The sequence below is a fragment of the Pseudoalteromonas sp. MMG013 genome (genome assembly GCF_018100885.1).
Classification (GTDB): Bacteria; Pseudomonadota; Gammaproteobacteria; order Enterobacterales; family Alteromonadaceae; genus Pseudoalteromonas; species Pseudoalteromonas aurantia.
Genome location: NZ_JAGJEE010000024.1, coordinates 64,363 through 80,135 on the forward strand (window position 1 = coordinate 64,363; position 15,773 = coordinate 80,135).

The following is a 15,773-nucleotide window of genomic DNA, read 5'->3' on the forward strand; positions in this document are numbered from 1 at the left end:
ATAAAGGAAATAACCATGCGTGTTTTAATAACAGAAGACAATCAACAGCTTGCTGAATTTATACAAAAAGCAATAATGCAAGATGGCCATGCCGCTGATATCGCGTTAGACGCCGCGACCATGATGACTCAACTCACTATTTGGCAATATGATGGGGTTGTTTTAGATCTAGGGTTACCCGATAAAGATGGATTAGATGTGATCAAACATTTAAGAGCAAATAATAACCCGATCCCTATATTGATCCTCACAGCAAGGGGTGGCATAGATGATAGAATTAAAGGGCTCGACTTAGGTGCTGATGACTACCTCAATAAGCCGTTTTCTGTTGATGAGCTAAAAGCGCGACTTAGAGCACTAATGCGTCGTCCGGTCGATTATTCAGGTAACGACCTAACAAGAGGAAATGTTACCGTTGAAACTAAATCTCGACGCGTCACGGTGAATACAAAAAACATTACCATGGGGAAAACCGAAGTCGCCATCTTAGAGTACTTATTAAAACACGCGACACTCACTGTCAGTAAAGAGTCTTTATTTGATGCCATATATGCTATGGGGTTCGAAGTAACCGATAACGCGATTCAGGTTGCTGTTCATCGTATTCGTAAAAAACTGGAAGGTTCGGATGCAACAACACAGATTACCACCATTCGGGGCATAGGATACATTTTGTCATGATTTTCAACAAAAGCTCTCTTTCATGGCGTTTGCTAAAACACTTTTTGCTGATCGGTGGCGGTGTGTTCTCGCTTATTGCCATCATGCTGTATTTAATGTCAATTAACTTTGCCAATCTCGCGGTAGAAAAAAGTATGTTTGGTATGGCGGAAGATATTCAGTCCAGTTTAGTTTTTGACGAGAACAATCAACTTGTCTATCACCCCGACCAAGTGGCAGAAGTCTGGGGATACGATGCATTATATAATAACCTTGGGTTTCGTATAACAGATATAGACTCTGGTCAGGTAATATTGCGTTCGTATACAGATCCTAAAGTAGCAACTATTCTCGACGCCATGCCCGACATATTGCCAGAAGGATACTCAAAAAGTATCAATGAAAATGGTTCACGTACAGACATGTATAGAATTGTTTTTCAACTTAAAGAGCATCTTTTAGCTGTTGACTTGGCGCGTAAAGACCTTGTTGGTGAGCTTGCTAATGAAGCTGTAAAACCCGCCTTAAGTTTTGTCTCGGCCCTCACTATGGGCGCAGCGTTTTTAGTGTTTGTTAGTGTCACCCTTGTTTCTATTCGTTCACTTATACGGCCTGTTAATAATGTCACCTCTCAACTTTTACAAATAAAACCAAATCAACTTGATAAACGCTTGTCAACAGAAGATGTACCAACAGAGATACTGCCTCTAGTGTTGGGGCTCAATGACGCAATGGAGCGCGTAGAGCAAGGATTTGAAGAACAGAAACGTTTTGTCGCCAACGCAGCTCATGAATTACGCACGCCGTTAGCCATACTGTCGACACGTGTAGAGCTGACTCAGATACCGCCCGAGGTAGAACCTGCATTAATGGCTGATATTAAATATATGTCTCGGGTAATTGAACAACTACTTGATTTATCTCGTGCTCAAAATCAAGCCGGATTTGCCCACAGCTTGGTTGACCTTAAGGAAATTGGAAAAGATGTGTGCATGTTGCTAGGCCCACTTTCGGTTACGCATAAAAAAGAACTGTCATTGGATGCAGACAACATGCCTTGTGAGATTATCGGTGACAAGGGCGCATTAATCATTCTGACAAAAAACCTATTGGAAAATGCACTAAAGTACGCGGAGAGAAACGCCAGCGTACAACTTATTATTGAACAAAAACGGATCAGTGTAAAAGATTCAGGCCCAGGTATAAGTGATGATGACCGAGTGAAGTTATTTGAGCGATTTTGGAGGAAAGAGCAATCAGCATTAACGGGAAGCGGTCTAGGACTCTCTATTGTCAGTGAAATTGCACATGCCCATAACGCTGAAATTGAAGTGATATGTAAAAATGACTTAGGTGGCGCAACATTCAGGGTCGACTTTACTTAAACCAATAAGGTGAAATTGCGTAGCCGAACATACTTTTTGCGCCATCATAAGAATAGCGCGGCCTTGTTGATCAAATAACTAACGACTAATCAATTGCCCTCTTTCAACTCGTTCGCCGCTTATTCACATGGTGCTTTCTCGCATGCCATTCACCATTACCGTACACTTTAAGACCCGAGCCATCGACCTCGATATCGATGAAACCCTTAGCGGAAAATGAAATACAGTTCTTAAGGTTAAACATGTTTCAATTGCTAAGCCTGAATAATGACTCGAATGACCTCACACCATATTTTTCAAAATTTTGCCATTTTTAAATATAATTATGTGTCTGTCCCTTTTACTATTATTTCATCAATAACTGCCTGAACGGCGCTAGGTCTGATATGATTGGCACCAGTTAAAAAGTTATTTTTATATATTGGATGTATTAATGAAAAAGCTCTCTGCAGTACAAATAAAACAACAAGAGGTTGTGCTAGACATTGCGAACAAATTAGAAGAGCAAGCTCGTAGTGAGATGCTCGGAATGGTGCAATGTTGGTTTAGTATGGAATATCACTTATTTCCGAGTTCATTGCTTCTCCGGTTTCAATTTGAAAATGAACAAGCATTAACAACAGCTAGGCCGAATTTATTAAAGTGGCAAAAGTCATTGAGCGCAGCAATGATGAAAAAAGGGGTCGTGCTAAAACAGATGCGTAATCACCTTGTTTTTACTTTAGAGGGGCCTGAAGATTAAAATGGTTGTGCTTATTGTTAAAGTTGTACACTTTAACAATAATGGTATACTTCACTATTACTTTCATTACAACTTAACATACTTTAAATGCAAAAAAATACAGAGTATGCCATCAATTAAAATGTATGAATTGACTATACAATCCATCTATAACAGATGAAATTTTTAGTGAATTATTGTACTCACTCATAGTTAATACATTATTTCCCACTTTCTAAAATTAGAATGGACTGCTCACCATATTGATGACAACCAACTCTAACAACAATAAGTTGAAACCTGATTACAACATCACTTTAAGTTATCACACTTAGCTATATTTATAATTACTTCATTAAGTTCTAGAAAATTTTGATTTGATTAAATTTTATTTTTAATAACCCATGTCACTCAAACACCAAGAAACTCCGTCTATCTTTTTATTGTTTATATAGTTGTAAGCTTCAAAATGAACTGTGCACTAAAACTCACCTCAAAAGCAATATATTTACTTTCGTTTACAAAAATAACACTATTCCTTCTGGAAAAGCTTTTTTGCCACTCGTACCTGTGTTACTTTTCGGTCCATTAAAGTTGATGAGAAATACCATTCTTATTTTATGCTGTGATTTTATAGGTTTCAATCAACTTTCGCTAAATTTTCATATGGATAGGATCAAAAAATTGTTTGGAAGTGTTGCAAATTTAATGATAGGTATCGTTTTAGTTTTACTGGGTGTACAAGATAAACACTACTCATACCTTGTACTAGGGTTTGGATGTTTTATTGTATCCATTACGGGCTTTTTATTGACTAAAAGAAATCAACTATAAATTTACACAAAGCAATATATTTGCATTTAATAACCACTAACCCAAAAACTAACAGTGACATATACGGACACTCCTTGTATGCCATGTTAAATCTATCAGTCGACTGCTACTTCAAGGCAAGATCACGAACTTTACCTTGATTTAAAACAGTGATACCAAACAGTTAAAACAGTGACACCCATTTCAAATTATTGCCAGCTGTTAAAAAACACCTCTGAGATACTGCTTAGTTCACAAAGTCAAATTGATAATATGGACTTTACACTGAAAGGCATAGGGAAATTGACCTGAACATTGCCAAAATGACACAACTAACCCACCGTGTTAACGCTTATTAAAGAAATGACCTGAATACTCTAAACCTTAAGCCAGCAGCTTCTCACACTGCCGATAGTTAGCCCGCCGTTTAATTTCTAAACTCGCACAATAATTATCAAGCTTTTGTGGTCGCCCTGCTGCACCATGAAATACTTTGGTAAATTGGGTGGAGAGTTTTTGCCAGTTTTCAAGGGCGATATTCAGTCTGTCTAAAATAGGGGAGTTAATGGGGTTGATAGCGCCTCGCTTGTCTGTTCGCATACATCTGCCTGTTAACTCCAGCTCTAAGTACGACTTTAATTCAAACGGCATGCCTTTGGGCATGTGAGCAAATAGGACAGGCACATTATTATGTTTGGGCATGTGAGGAGCAAATAGGACAGGCACATTATTATATACGCTCCAATTGCTGGCCATGTTAACCAACATGGCTCGTTATGAAAACCATTAAAAAAATGCAATCAATGAATATTTTTTTATTTCGCCTTTACTATTCTAACGTCTATTTAAGAATTCAAGACAAACAAAGTAACTAGCTGATGTGTTTGCTAGGTTCGTTTTGGTGGTTTTATATTCTATAGATAAAATACTGTGTTACCCAGCTCCTTTGTACCATTTAACGTCATTCTTTGCCGCCTGTCGGCATAAAACGTGTTTACTCCCTGCAAAGTTTGCATATTGTCGTCTAAAGCTTTGTACCTGCTCTAACCATACCGTTTCTTCTATATTGAGAGTCACTAATACTCTTGGTATCGAACGGCTTATATAACCTGTCTTTTTTGGGTGTACATGGCGGCCACTCCAATCTACCAATTCAAAATAATCTAGTAGGCTAAATGGGATGGTTCCTGCTAAGTGCTCTCCACCAAATGGTTTTAATTCCGTAGGTTGGCTTATATGGGCTGGGTCATCTTTTTGAGGGATGTTTTGAGAAGGATTTAATTGTGCTTTTTTATTGTCTTTTTTATGAGCTTTAAAGTGCAGTAACCGTTCTTGAATTGACGTAAAATCGCTCTCTTCAAGCGTATTTGCCATATTCGCTCTGATTGGATTTAAATCTACATACGCCATGCAGCTCAATAGTGCACTTTCATCTAACAGAGCTTGGGACTTATAGCGGCCCTCCCAATATTTACCCGTACAGTTATCTTCTTTATTCGCTTCTTTGGCTATGAATTCGTTCAAATTCTTCATATACCAGCTAATGTCATACAACCTCAAACGCCACTTTGACACTATGTCATTGAAGAAAGTCATCGTTGCATCATCGAGTACTTCTCCACTGATATATCTGTCTACCAATGAATCACCATTGTAAAGTTGATACCAACGCTTAATAATTTCATCATCTGACCAATCAAGTGCGGTTTGCTTATTTACTTTCACAACAAGGTGATAATGGTTGCTCATAATCGCATAAGTCGCTATTTCTATTGCAAATACGCTACTGAGCAACTTCATTCTCTCGACCAACCATTCTCTTCTGTGGTCAAAGTTCTTTCCTGAATACTTATCTTCCCCACACAAAAAAGCACGGCGTACACACCGTGCTATTAAATGGTAATAAGGCGTTGCAGACAAATCAATTAAAGCATTCCTTGCTCTTGTCATTTTAATCACTCAAATAAACTGGATGTATAAACAGTAGTTAAACCACCCAATTATGCAAGAAATTTGTGCCTGTCCCATCTTATTTGCTATTTCTATTGCAAATACGCTACTGAGCAACTTCATTCTCTCGACCAACCACTCCCTTCTGTGGTCAAAGTTCTTTCCTGAATACTTATCTTCCCCACACAAAAAAGCACGGCGTACACACCGTGCTATTAAATGGTAATAAGGCGTTGCAGACAAATCAATTAAAGCATTCCTTGCTCTTGTCATCTTAATCACTCAAAAAACTGGATGTATAAACAGTAGTTAAACCACCCAATTATGCAAGAAATTTGTGCCTGTCCTTTTTTATAATTTCTTTTTATAATTTCTCATTGGTACCACACTTTACATTTTTGTCAAAACCAGCCATTAAGCAAACTAATAGATCTGGAAATAAAAATCGAAAAAAGAAAAAAGAGAAAGACAAACAAGCTATCGACATACAAAGTGCTAAAAGACTCCCTATCATTGATGTTCCGCTAAGCACTCCACCCAAAGCACCACCAAACCCAGCTATTGCTGCAGACGACTTGCCAATAAATTCCTGCCAAGGCGTTACTTTTCCTCTGCTAAAGTCTGAATCTACGTGGTTATCAATATGAAAATAAAAGGTACCGGGAATAACGCGACCTTTCTCAACGCATTCTCGATACCCTCCAGCAACAAAGCGCCCGACCAATTGATATATAGAGCATATAATTAATGCAACAATTGTAAGATTATATGGCCAATCAACAATTCCATATACAGTATAAATCAAATGAAACATCATAAATGTATATAACAAAGCCAAGCATGTAACCAGATTAGTCCATATCAAGTAGCCCAGATTTAACCTAGGTTGACGTATAAAATACACGCCTCCCACTATTACCAATAACCACCAGACTTTTAATAGGCTATAGAATGACCCGCCTACATATTGCAATGTAGGTGGGTAAATCATAAACAAGCCTACACAAAATAATATGATTAAAGATAAACCTATTGAAGCGTAAACACCTCTTTGTACTTCAGTCACCATTAACGCCACCCAAAATATTTATATACATCTTCTACTCTATAGGAGGCATAAACTCCAGCTGCAGTACCAGCAATAAAACCAACTGCCGTTCCAATGACTGGCACGACACTTCCCCCAAATGCTCCTGCTGCTGCGCTGAGGGCAATGGTAGTTCCAACTCCTGCAGCGGCGCCAATTGCTCCAGAAGCACCGCCTTTGATTACATCTAACCCAGCATCTTTGGCAAACTCAGTACTAGCAAAGTGTTTACTATCATCAAGCGCATATTGGAACGTAGTCCCAGCCACTGCCAGTGGTATTCCCCACAAACCGCCAGCGGCTCCTGCACGAGTTAAATTACTAGGCGCATGAGTTAACGCATTCGACGCTTTCCACATTTGACCATGGCCTTTTGGATTATTTGAAGCATATTCCATTTTAACCATAGGCTGACCATTCCGACCTGCTGCGGGGTCAAAAGTACTATATGTAAACCCAGTACCAGCTGGATTTTTTAACACGTAGGAAATATTGCTGCTGTTATGCCCGAAAATACCGAATTTCCCAGAAGAATTAACATAAGATTGACCTTTATAAGCGGAAGCCGCTGCTTCAATAGTGGTTATTACATTATGTAATGCGCCCGGTGTAGACTGTCTTCCAATAGCTTCATTAACATAAGGGTTCGAGTTTTCAACTGCCACCCAGCTATCGTTAAAATTATTAATAGCTGAATTGATAGATTGGGTTCTAGCGATTCCATCACCCCACATAGCATTATTACCAGCCAAAGCTGCATCCAAATCAAAATTCACCCGACCCGGCATAGCCATTCTTGCTGCATAACCTTGTTCATAAGCATATTCACCACGCGCTACACCTTTGGCAAAAGCAGCATCTGCACTTGCTTGAATGCCCGCGATCTGATTTCGGTGCCTATTTTCTAATGCGCTTGCTTGAGACGACAATGAAGCACTCAATCCATTCGCGCTATCAACCACCCCTTGCCGCCTAGAAACCCGCCTAGCCTCATCTGCCGCAAACTGTGCATTAGCATCAATTTGTTGATTGCGATTATTCGCCCACAGCATTCTGTTGGTTGAATCATCAACACCCTGCATCGTCGTGGTAACTGATTTAGTCGATTGTGTATTGGCCTCTGATAACAAACCACCTACATTCTCACCCACATTTTGTGATAGCTTCTGCGCACCTTGGGTTATTTTATTTTGGTCCGCTTTTGAGAGTCTTGATTCGTGACTCAACTCCCCAACAATGTAATTCCCCAACGCATTGCCAAAGGCATCCGTTGCAACATTACCGAAGTTCCAACTCGCTTGATTGCCAAACAGCTTATCTGCACCATATTGGATACCTGATTGGATAATACCACTGATTGGGTTCATTATCCCCTTGCCAATAGCGCCATAATCTCCCGGTGCAACTGCCGAGGTTAACGCTGATGCTGCCACATTGCCCCAACGGAAACTGGCTTGATTACCCACCAATTTATTTGCTGCAACCGAGCTAATGGCTGATGTAGCACCCATTACCGTCTTGCCAGCTGTTTTTAGCGTTTTTAATCCTGTTACCGCATCGATAGATTTTTTACCATTGTTTGCCCAATCTGCTCCCTGTAAATATTGACCCATTCCCGCCGTTGCACCTGCCGTTAAGCCAGATGCTAATGCGCCTTTCAATGAAAAACTATCTACCGCCCCCATTGCTTTACCCACAACCTGAGAAGCAACAGAGCCTGCAAAGCCGCCTATCGCTGCTGCCGCCAACCCTGCCGCAGCACTAGCACCAACAGATGCACCACCCAGAATCGCAGCGCCAGTTGCCATTGTTCCTGTTATACCTGTAACTGCGGCACCACCTGCTGCAACACCGCCAACTCCAGCACTCGCAAATGTACCTGCCGCTGCTCCTGCGGTATAAATAGTTGCAACAACCGCCACTGCTATCATCACAATAGAGGCAACCGCATTACAGCCAGCTTCTGGTGGCGGTGGAATATACGGGAGTGATGGGTCGGTGTTACCTACGATTTCACCCAAGTTCATCGGCTTAAAGTTATCGTGGCTGTTCACGTTGTTCGCTCTGGCGGGAATATCCAGCATCACCCCTTCTAACAACTCAGAGCCCGCCCCTAAGCCATTTACATCCGCAATCACATACCATAGGTCTTCACTACCGTAATACAACTTCGCAATACCTTTTAAAGTATCGCCACTTTGTACTTGGTGACGCGCCATAATGCTTGCATCATTGGCACCTGGCGCCTTAAAGTGCTGCTCTTTTATTGAGTTTGAACCCGACTTATTGATTTCACCTAAATAGTGACTACCGCTGTACAAATGATAACTGCCCATCCCTCGGCCCTGCCCATCTGTATCTTCAGTAAACCCGACATTACCTGAAACCGTGGTTTCCCAGTCTACAGGCCGGCCTGTTATTGGGTTATACGTGGTACGTTTTGTCACTAAGTCACTCTCTGATAACAAGCGAGTTTGCTCCCCTGTGACCTTTGATAATAACTTTCCTTCAGCATCAAAACGCATGTAGCGGGCGTTTACTTTTTTGTCTTCTTTGTATCGCGAATCAGTGATATGTTCTTCAATACGAGTACGATTACCATTGGCGTCATAGCTTGAACGCGTTTGTGCATTTTGCAAATGCTGGCTTTCTTTATGCGAACTGTCACCTGAACCAAAAGTTACGCTCTCTAAGTACGTGTCTCTACCTTCATACTGTTTATTAAAACGATGGACTAATTGATTTACACCACTAGGTAAATCGCTCTTTTGATAATACGCATAAGAATCGACCCGCCCAGCCACATCATATACATAATCTTGCGATATCGATTGCGTACTTAGACTTGACGCTGTCCAAGGTGACGACGCATATATCGTACGGCTTATCCCTTCATATTTATTTGGAATCGCCTCTTCTAACTTACGGCGTAAATCAACCTCTACTTCCTTTTGTTCAACCCTGACAACTTCACCTGCTTGGTTATACTTTGTGGAGGTGCTTTGCTTAATTGCACCGCCGTAATATACCGTAACAGCCCAATCAGGCTCACCATTTTTACCTTCAAATGGAATATATAGACTAGAATTAGCATGATAGTAGTCACGATTTCCAGTTACTCGACCTACCGCATCATATTCAAATTCAGCACTTTTACGCCAGTTTGCATGATTGGGCGCATTTGCTAATGTCGCGCGAGCACCATATAAATTCACATCATTTTGATTAAAGTAATCATGTACTTCTGCAACTTGGCCCCAACTATTGTAAATAAATTGCTGTGCACCACCACTGTTTGCGCCAACAAGTAATGACTGCTGACCTGATTTATTATATGTAATATATTGACCTTGGGTTTGTGTGCTAATGACTCCCCCAGACAAACTGCCCCCGTCATGTACAACTCGGTTATTTGCATCATAGGTAAACCAATACTCTTCAACATGCGTTTCATCTTTCGAAGATGACGATACGGCTTGTGGACTGGCACTTTGTGATTGAACTAACATCTCTCTCGGTAAACTCATCGAACGGGCACTTCGAAAAGAGTTGATCTGACGTTTAGAGCTGAAAGTTTGTATATCATTAAAGCTCATGATCTCAATGGGGTTACCCCAAGGAGATGGACTAGGCACAGGTGTTGGTACCGGTGTTGGTACCGGTGTTGGTACCGGTGTTGGTGCCGGTGTTGGTGCCGGTGTTGGTGCCGGTGTTGGTGCCGGTGTTGGTGCCGGTGTTGGTGCCGGTGTTGGTGCCGGTGTTGGTACTGGCGTAGGCGCGATAGAATTAATAACATGCAAGGTTGTCAATGCTATATGTGTTTTCTCTCCATCAGACACCTCTGCTCTAATTGTATAAGCACCAGCACTATTATAATTGGGTGTACCGGTTAGACCACCTGTACGACTATTAAAGCTCATACCGCTTGGAGCGCCATGATCATCTGTATGTGGATCAAAGATTGAAAACTGGTAGCTCAATGCGTCGTTATCTGGATCAGAAAAATACTGACTATAGTCAATTGCAGCATATGACCCTTCACGGATCGCATGTGAAGGCATATTTCCTGTTGGTCCTCTATTCGATGAAATAACCGTTATTGAGAGTGTCACATCTGTATATGCACCATTGCCATCTTTCGCCCTCACTCTAATCGAATGTTCGCCAGCAATCGAATTGCTTGCGCTTAACGTATTCGTTGATTGATCCCAGTGAACCCATGAAGGCTTTGATAGAACGGTATAAGTCAACGTATCGCCGTCTATATCAGTAAATAAAGAGGTTAAATTTGTGCCACCATAAGACCATGATTTAATGTCCTGTACAGTCGGTAAATTAACTTGTGAATTGACTGCTTTCGGGGCTACGTTTACTTTCTCAACTACCACTTCAAACTCAATAACCCGTGTTCTTCCTACCTTGATATGATCAAGGCCAGAGTGCGTTGACGAATGCAATTGGTCAACTATTTCTTCAACCACTTCCACTTGTACTCGATAAGTACCGGCATCTTGCTGCCCTGGTGCAACCTTAAGCCCTTTTGTTACACCACTGCTATATATAGAGGCAAAACTTAAACCACTGACTTTACGTGCACTCTTTATATAATCAAACCCTGTATTTCCTTTGCCCAATGGTAACTGGAAAATACCTCCTTCTTTTACAGTGATTACCTGTGGAGCGATTGGAGGGAGCTTATCTTCTACAATTAAACTCGCCGTAACATCTATATGCTTTTCACCATCAGATACATTTGCTCTAATTTCATATTGCCCTGCACTTTCATAACTCAATTCACCGGACAACTTACCCGTATTTCGATCAAAATGCGTGCCACTAGGTGCACCATAGCTTTGTGTATCAAGGTTATAAATCGAAAACTGATAAGTTAAAGCATCATTATCGGGGTCAGAGAAGTGTTCCCGATAATCAATATCAATATTTGAGCCTTCTCGTACAAAGTGTGAAGACATATAACCCGTAGGAGCTCTATTGGTATCAATGACCGTTAGCAACAATTGTATATCAACATATTGGTCACTTGGATCTGTTGCTCTTACTTTGATTGAGTAATTGCCGGGTATTGAGTTACTCGTACTCAATGATCCTGAACTTCGATCCCAATTCATCCAAGAAGGCTTTGAGAGCACTTGATACTCTAATTCGTCCCCATCAGCATCATTAAATAAAGGAGCAAAATTAGCCACACCATAGGACCAATTTTGATCGTCCCTAATATCTGCCAATACTACATTCGTTTTAACTGCATTTGGCGCCACATTCACAGCCGTTACTACAACTCTAAACTCAACAACTCGAGTTTTCCCTATTGCCACATCTCGTGTAGTTTGTTCCGCATTGTTTGTTGTGCTAAATGTAGATGAGTGCGGTTGAGCACCTCCTATTTCTTCTACAACTTTAGCCCTAACAATATAAACACCCGCGTCTTGTTGGCCTGGAGTAAATTTCAACCCTTGCCCATAATCTAACGCAGACACAAATGCAGGCCCACTAATAATATTTGCACTATGTATTATTTCAAAACCTGTATTAGCAACACCGAAATTCAAAATTGAAGTTTCACCTTCTTTGACTGAGAATGACTGAGAACCAGAGATTTCTACAGGTATTTCTACAGTCAAAGGTTTGATGTCCCCTTCTTCAAATACGACAAGTATTAGTTTATGGAAAGAGCGCTCTATTGTCTCAGTGATCTTGCCTGACAATACACCTGTATCAGCGTCAATAACTAATCCTAACTCTGAAGCAACACTGCGTACTTCGCCTCGGTTAATTTTATTTTGTAAACTGATAAATGAATCATAATTATCTGCATCATTGGCTTTAACATGCGCTATATGTAAATCACTTTCAAATACAAAGCTAAACTTTAATGGTGTGTCGTCTAAATCAATGACACTATTTTTAATTTGATTAACATCAAATACCCCGCCGGCTGTAAGAGACTGTCCACGCTCAAATTGAAAGCTGTGTGTTATGTTTGGTATTCCAGTAAACCCGACAGATTGGTTTACATCTCTTACTTTTAACGTAAATTTAAACTTTTTTTCTTGTGAGTAAGCATCAGCATACGTACCTACAATTTCATACGTTCCCGCTCTGTTATACCCAAACCCTTCTTTTGGTCTAATATAAGACCCTTCGCTGATAACTTTAACTTCATCAACACCGACCCTCGTGCCGTCCGCCGTCATATCTAACGCTGGACTGCCGTCCACATATACCCCAGATAATGAAGTAAAGTTAACTTTAATCTTATTTCCTTCTTCATCTATTATATAGTCGGTTAAATTTAACGGGTCGCTTCCTTCTCCGACCTCAATCACAGCTGGGAGCTTATTTACTGGCGCTTTATTATCAATCACCGTCATAGTGAATGTTCTTGTGATACTCCCACCACTTGGCGCATTAGATATCGCAGATAATGTCATAACATAAGTACCTGCGGGCATCTTTATCCCATCACTAGTACCTGGTATCGTTCTCACCACAATACTCTTTTTATCAGCGCCTAATGAAAATACAGGTTCTTCTGGGAATGCGGGGTTTGGTACTGGGCCGTCATATGAAGCGGTAATACTATATTTCAGCCCTTTTTTTGCATAATCAATAAACCAATCTGGTGCAATTGGCATCGACCAGTTTTCCCCTTCTACAAATTGCCCATTTGGAATATTCACTTTAGTGTTCACTTTCACGTTGTCTAGCAACTTAAAGTCAACATTTGACCGCAACGTTTTATTATTCTTATCCACCATTTCAAAACGGATTTCTAAATCTTTCTGGGTCGTATTTATTTTACCATTTTGTTCAAAAGTAATGACCGCTGTATTTTTATCTAAACGGACAAATTGATTTTCCGTTTCAGTTATCACTTTTAGCCAACGAGGCTGTGGGATCCGTCTATTATTTTCAAAAAATGACATCTTTAAATTTGTTGTATCAACTCCAAAGTCGTTACTGATACTAATTTGGCCTTTTCCTGATCCCATTGCTCCGCGTGCAAAGGTTAATTCAGATTTCAATTTTAGTTCATTTCGCCTTGGTGTAATTTCACCTGTTAAGCCATTTTCAACCTTCATGCTGCGGCGATTACCCACCGCGTCATATTGATAAGTCACACGTGAAATAATATCGCCCGCAACCCAATTGTGAGCACTGCTTGACTCACTTGTGTTGTTATACGCTTGCGTCTCTGTTAAAACTATTCTGCCATGACTGTCATAAGCAGTACGTGTTTCATGACGAATAACCCGCTGTAAGTCATCCCATGATTGCTTCAGCTCAACAATGCGACGGCCTGCTGCATCATATGTAAACTCAGAATAAGCGTCAGTGCCGGTATCTGTAATCGACTTCAACCACCCGTTGGCATAATAAGTATATTTGATATCTTGACCATGCTCTTGGCTATGTTTATGTATTAAACGACCAATGTCTGTTTTGGTCGTACTTTCTCCTGTACTCGTTAAGGTTGTTATCGCATTATTTCCACCGTAGCTTCTTCCATAACTGTACGTGGTCGCTTTACCGCCTAAATCATTACTTGATTGTAAATTGCCATACTCATCAAAGTTGCGAGTATTTTTATGTACATTGCCACTTCGGTATAATCCACTATAGATTTCTGAACGTTGTTCCCCATTTTTGTTATAACTATAGATCTTCTCTCTACCGACTTCGTCACGGCTGTAATTGACATTGCCGTAAACATCAAACTTATAAGACTTAATGCCACCCATTGCATCTATTTCATCAGTACGATTGCCAAGCGCATCATATTCATACGCATTCGTCATTCTATATTGCCCTGACTGGCCGTTCACAACACCAAATTGCCCTGTTTCAACTACTCGGTCCAATTTATCGTACTGACTTGTCGTTGTTCGCCCCTCTGCGTCAACCGTGGCTACTTTTCTACCAAAAATATCATATCGATGATTCGTAATATGTCCTTGTGCATCTTTATAATAAACCTGCTCCCCATTTGCGCTATATTTAAAGGTTTGCCTATGGCCATTAGCATCTATTTTTGACACTAAATTGCCTGATTCATCATAATGAAAAATGTTTTCTGGCGTATCATATCGTGCAACCCCTGACTCATTGATCACTGACACAATTGGGAGAGTTTCTTTGATAACCTTATTTTGATAGTTATATTGAGCTCGCGTGGTATACCCCTGTGTATCCACTATCTCAATGGTATTACCCCAGCGGTCATGCTTTTGAGTAAGCATTGCACGTTTACCATTATATTCGGGTTGCGTAATTTTAATAGCTTGCCCTAACGCGTCACGCTCAATATCGGTCGCACCATTCAGAGCATGGCCTGTTTTAGTTAGACGGCCCGCTCTATCATAACTGTGCGTTTTTAATACCCCGTCACCCTTGGTTGTTTTCCAAAGTTGCCCTTGTTGGTTATAAACATATACACCATCATCATCTTTTTTCACTTCACCAAATGCGTTGTAGTAAGTACTCCAAGTGGCATTAGAAATATCGTGTGAACCATTATTGTGGCCCACAGTTTTACTTCTCACTTGCCCATCTTTAAAGTAACTATATTTGGTAAAGCGAGTTTGCTCACCATCGGTTTCAGCGGCTTGCCAACCGCGCACTTGTACCGATTTACCAGCTTGATTGAATGAATACGACTGTGTGCGGTCATTAATGGCCGAGATATGGGCAGAATTCGCTTTGATAGTGATTGTGTACTGCGCGTCCGTTCTATGGTTTTGTGTGATAACACCGCTTTGGGCGTTAAAAACAAAACCGACGGGCAATCTTTCACCTGCAGAGGGAATGACAGTGCCATCCCCATCCACTTCTCGACCTGTATAACTAAAGCTATAAGAGGCAACCTCTGCCATCACGTGATGGGTTTGACGCGTCTGCTCTAATTGTCCCATTGCATTATAATGATGCGCTGTTTTATTACCCAGCGCATCATACTCTGCAACCAGTTGGCCCCGGGTGTTATATTCATGGCGTGTTAGTTTGTCGTTTTGACTATCTGCAGGTATGATTATTTCATTTACTGAACTGCTCATTACTGCTCGGTTTGCATGCTCTTTTTGGCGTACCAAGTTACCAAAAGCATCGTACCCAAACGACTTTACATGGCTTCCTTTAC

At 40.8% G+C, this 15,773-nt stretch carries 6 protein-coding genes and 3 pseudogenes; 3 read left to right on the plus strand and 6 right to left on the minus strand.

Annotated features, from left to right (window positions below):
- The first annotated feature begins 15 nt into the window (after positions 1 to 15).
- Both J8L98_RS18320 and J8L98_RS18325 read left to right on the plus strand, forming a co-directional pair.
- Complete coding sequence (locus tag J8L98_RS18320) at positions 16 to 681, plus strand: response regulator transcription factor (RefSeq protein ID WP_210997621.1); 666 nt, start codon at positions 16 to 18, stop codon at positions 679 to 681.
- The gene (locus J8L98_RS18325; RefSeq protein WP_210997622.1) at positions 678 to 2,045 is read left to right on the plus strand and encodes an ATP-binding protein; all 1,368 of its coding nucleotides are present in this window, start codon (positions 678 to 680) and stop codon (positions 2,043 to 2,045) included. The genes J8L98_RS18320 and J8L98_RS18325 overlap by 4 nt, the downstream gene beginning before the upstream one ends.
- A gap of 109 nt (positions 2,046 to 2,154) precedes the next feature.
- Here J8L98_RS18325 and J8L98_RS24920 read toward each other — a convergent pair.
- Positions 2,155 to 2,312: pseudogene (locus J8L98_RS24920) on the minus strand (IS5/IS1182 family transposase); the annotation flags it as partial.
- Positions 2,313 to 2,478: 166 nt separating this feature from the next.
- Between J8L98_RS24920 and J8L98_RS18330 the strand changes: the two are divergent.
- On the plus strand, positions 2,479 to 2,787 hold the full coding sequence (locus tag J8L98_RS18330; RefSeq protein WP_210997623.1) for a hypothetical protein: 309 nt from the start codon (positions 2,479 to 2,481) through the stop codon (positions 2,785 to 2,787).
- A gap of 1,176 nt (positions 2,788 to 3,963) precedes the next feature.
- Here the strand turns inward: J8L98_RS18330 and J8L98_RS18335 are convergent.
- The 5 genes and pseudogenes from J8L98_RS18335 to J8L98_RS18350 form a co-directional block, all read right to left on the minus strand.
- A pseudogene (locus J8L98_RS18335) lies at positions 3,964 to 4,245 on the minus strand (transposase); the annotation flags it as partial.
- Between the two features lie 267 nt (positions 4,246 to 4,512).
- The gene (locus J8L98_RS18340) at positions 4,513 to 5,529 is read right to left on the minus strand and encodes a transposase (protein ID WP_210997624.1); all 1,017 of its coding nucleotides are present in this window, start codon (positions 5,527 to 5,529) and stop codon (positions 4,513 to 4,515) included.
- Positions 5,530 to 5,613: 84 nt separating this feature from the next.
- Positions 5,614 to 5,802: pseudogene (locus J8L98_RS24925) on the minus strand (hypothetical protein); the annotation flags it as partial.
- Positions 5,803 to 5,893: 91 nt separating this feature from the next.
- Complete coding sequence (locus J8L98_RS18345; protein ID WP_210997625.1) at positions 5,894 to 6,520, minus strand: hypothetical protein; 627 nt, start codon at positions 6,518 to 6,520, stop codon at positions 5,894 to 5,896.
- Between the two features lie 77 nt (positions 6,521 to 6,597).
- Complete coding sequence (locus J8L98_RS18350) at positions 6,598 to 15,690, minus strand: putative Ig domain-containing protein (protein WP_210997626.1); 9,093 nt, start codon at positions 15,688 to 15,690, stop codon at positions 6,598 to 6,600.
- Positions 15,691 to 15,773: the final 83 nt, after the last annotated feature.

Bases quoted from the DNA above. Each gene is read 5' to 3' on its own strand.
- J8L98_RS18320 (WP_210997621.1), top strand. From the start codon at position 16: ATGCGTGTTTTAATAACAGAAGACAATCAACAGCTTGCTGAATTTATA.
- J8L98_RS18325 (WP_210997622.1), top strand. From the start codon at position 678: ATGATTTTCAACAAAAGCTCTCTTTCATGGCGTTTGCTAAAACACTTT.
- J8L98_RS18330 (WP_210997623.1), top strand. From the start codon at position 2,479: ATGAAAAAGCTCTCTGCAGTACAAATAAAACAACAAGAGGTTGTGCTA.
- J8L98_RS18340 (WP_210997624.1), bottom strand. From the start codon at position 5,529: ATGACAAGAGCAAGGAATGCTTTAATTGATTTGTCTGCAACGCCTTAT.
- J8L98_RS18345 (WP_210997625.1), bottom strand. From the start codon at position 6,520: ATGATTTACCCACCTACATTGCAATATGTAGGCGGGTCATTCTATAGC.
- J8L98_RS18350 (WP_210997626.1), bottom strand. From the start codon at position 15,690: ATGAGCAGTTCAGTAAATGAAATAATCATACCTGCAGATAGTCAAAAC.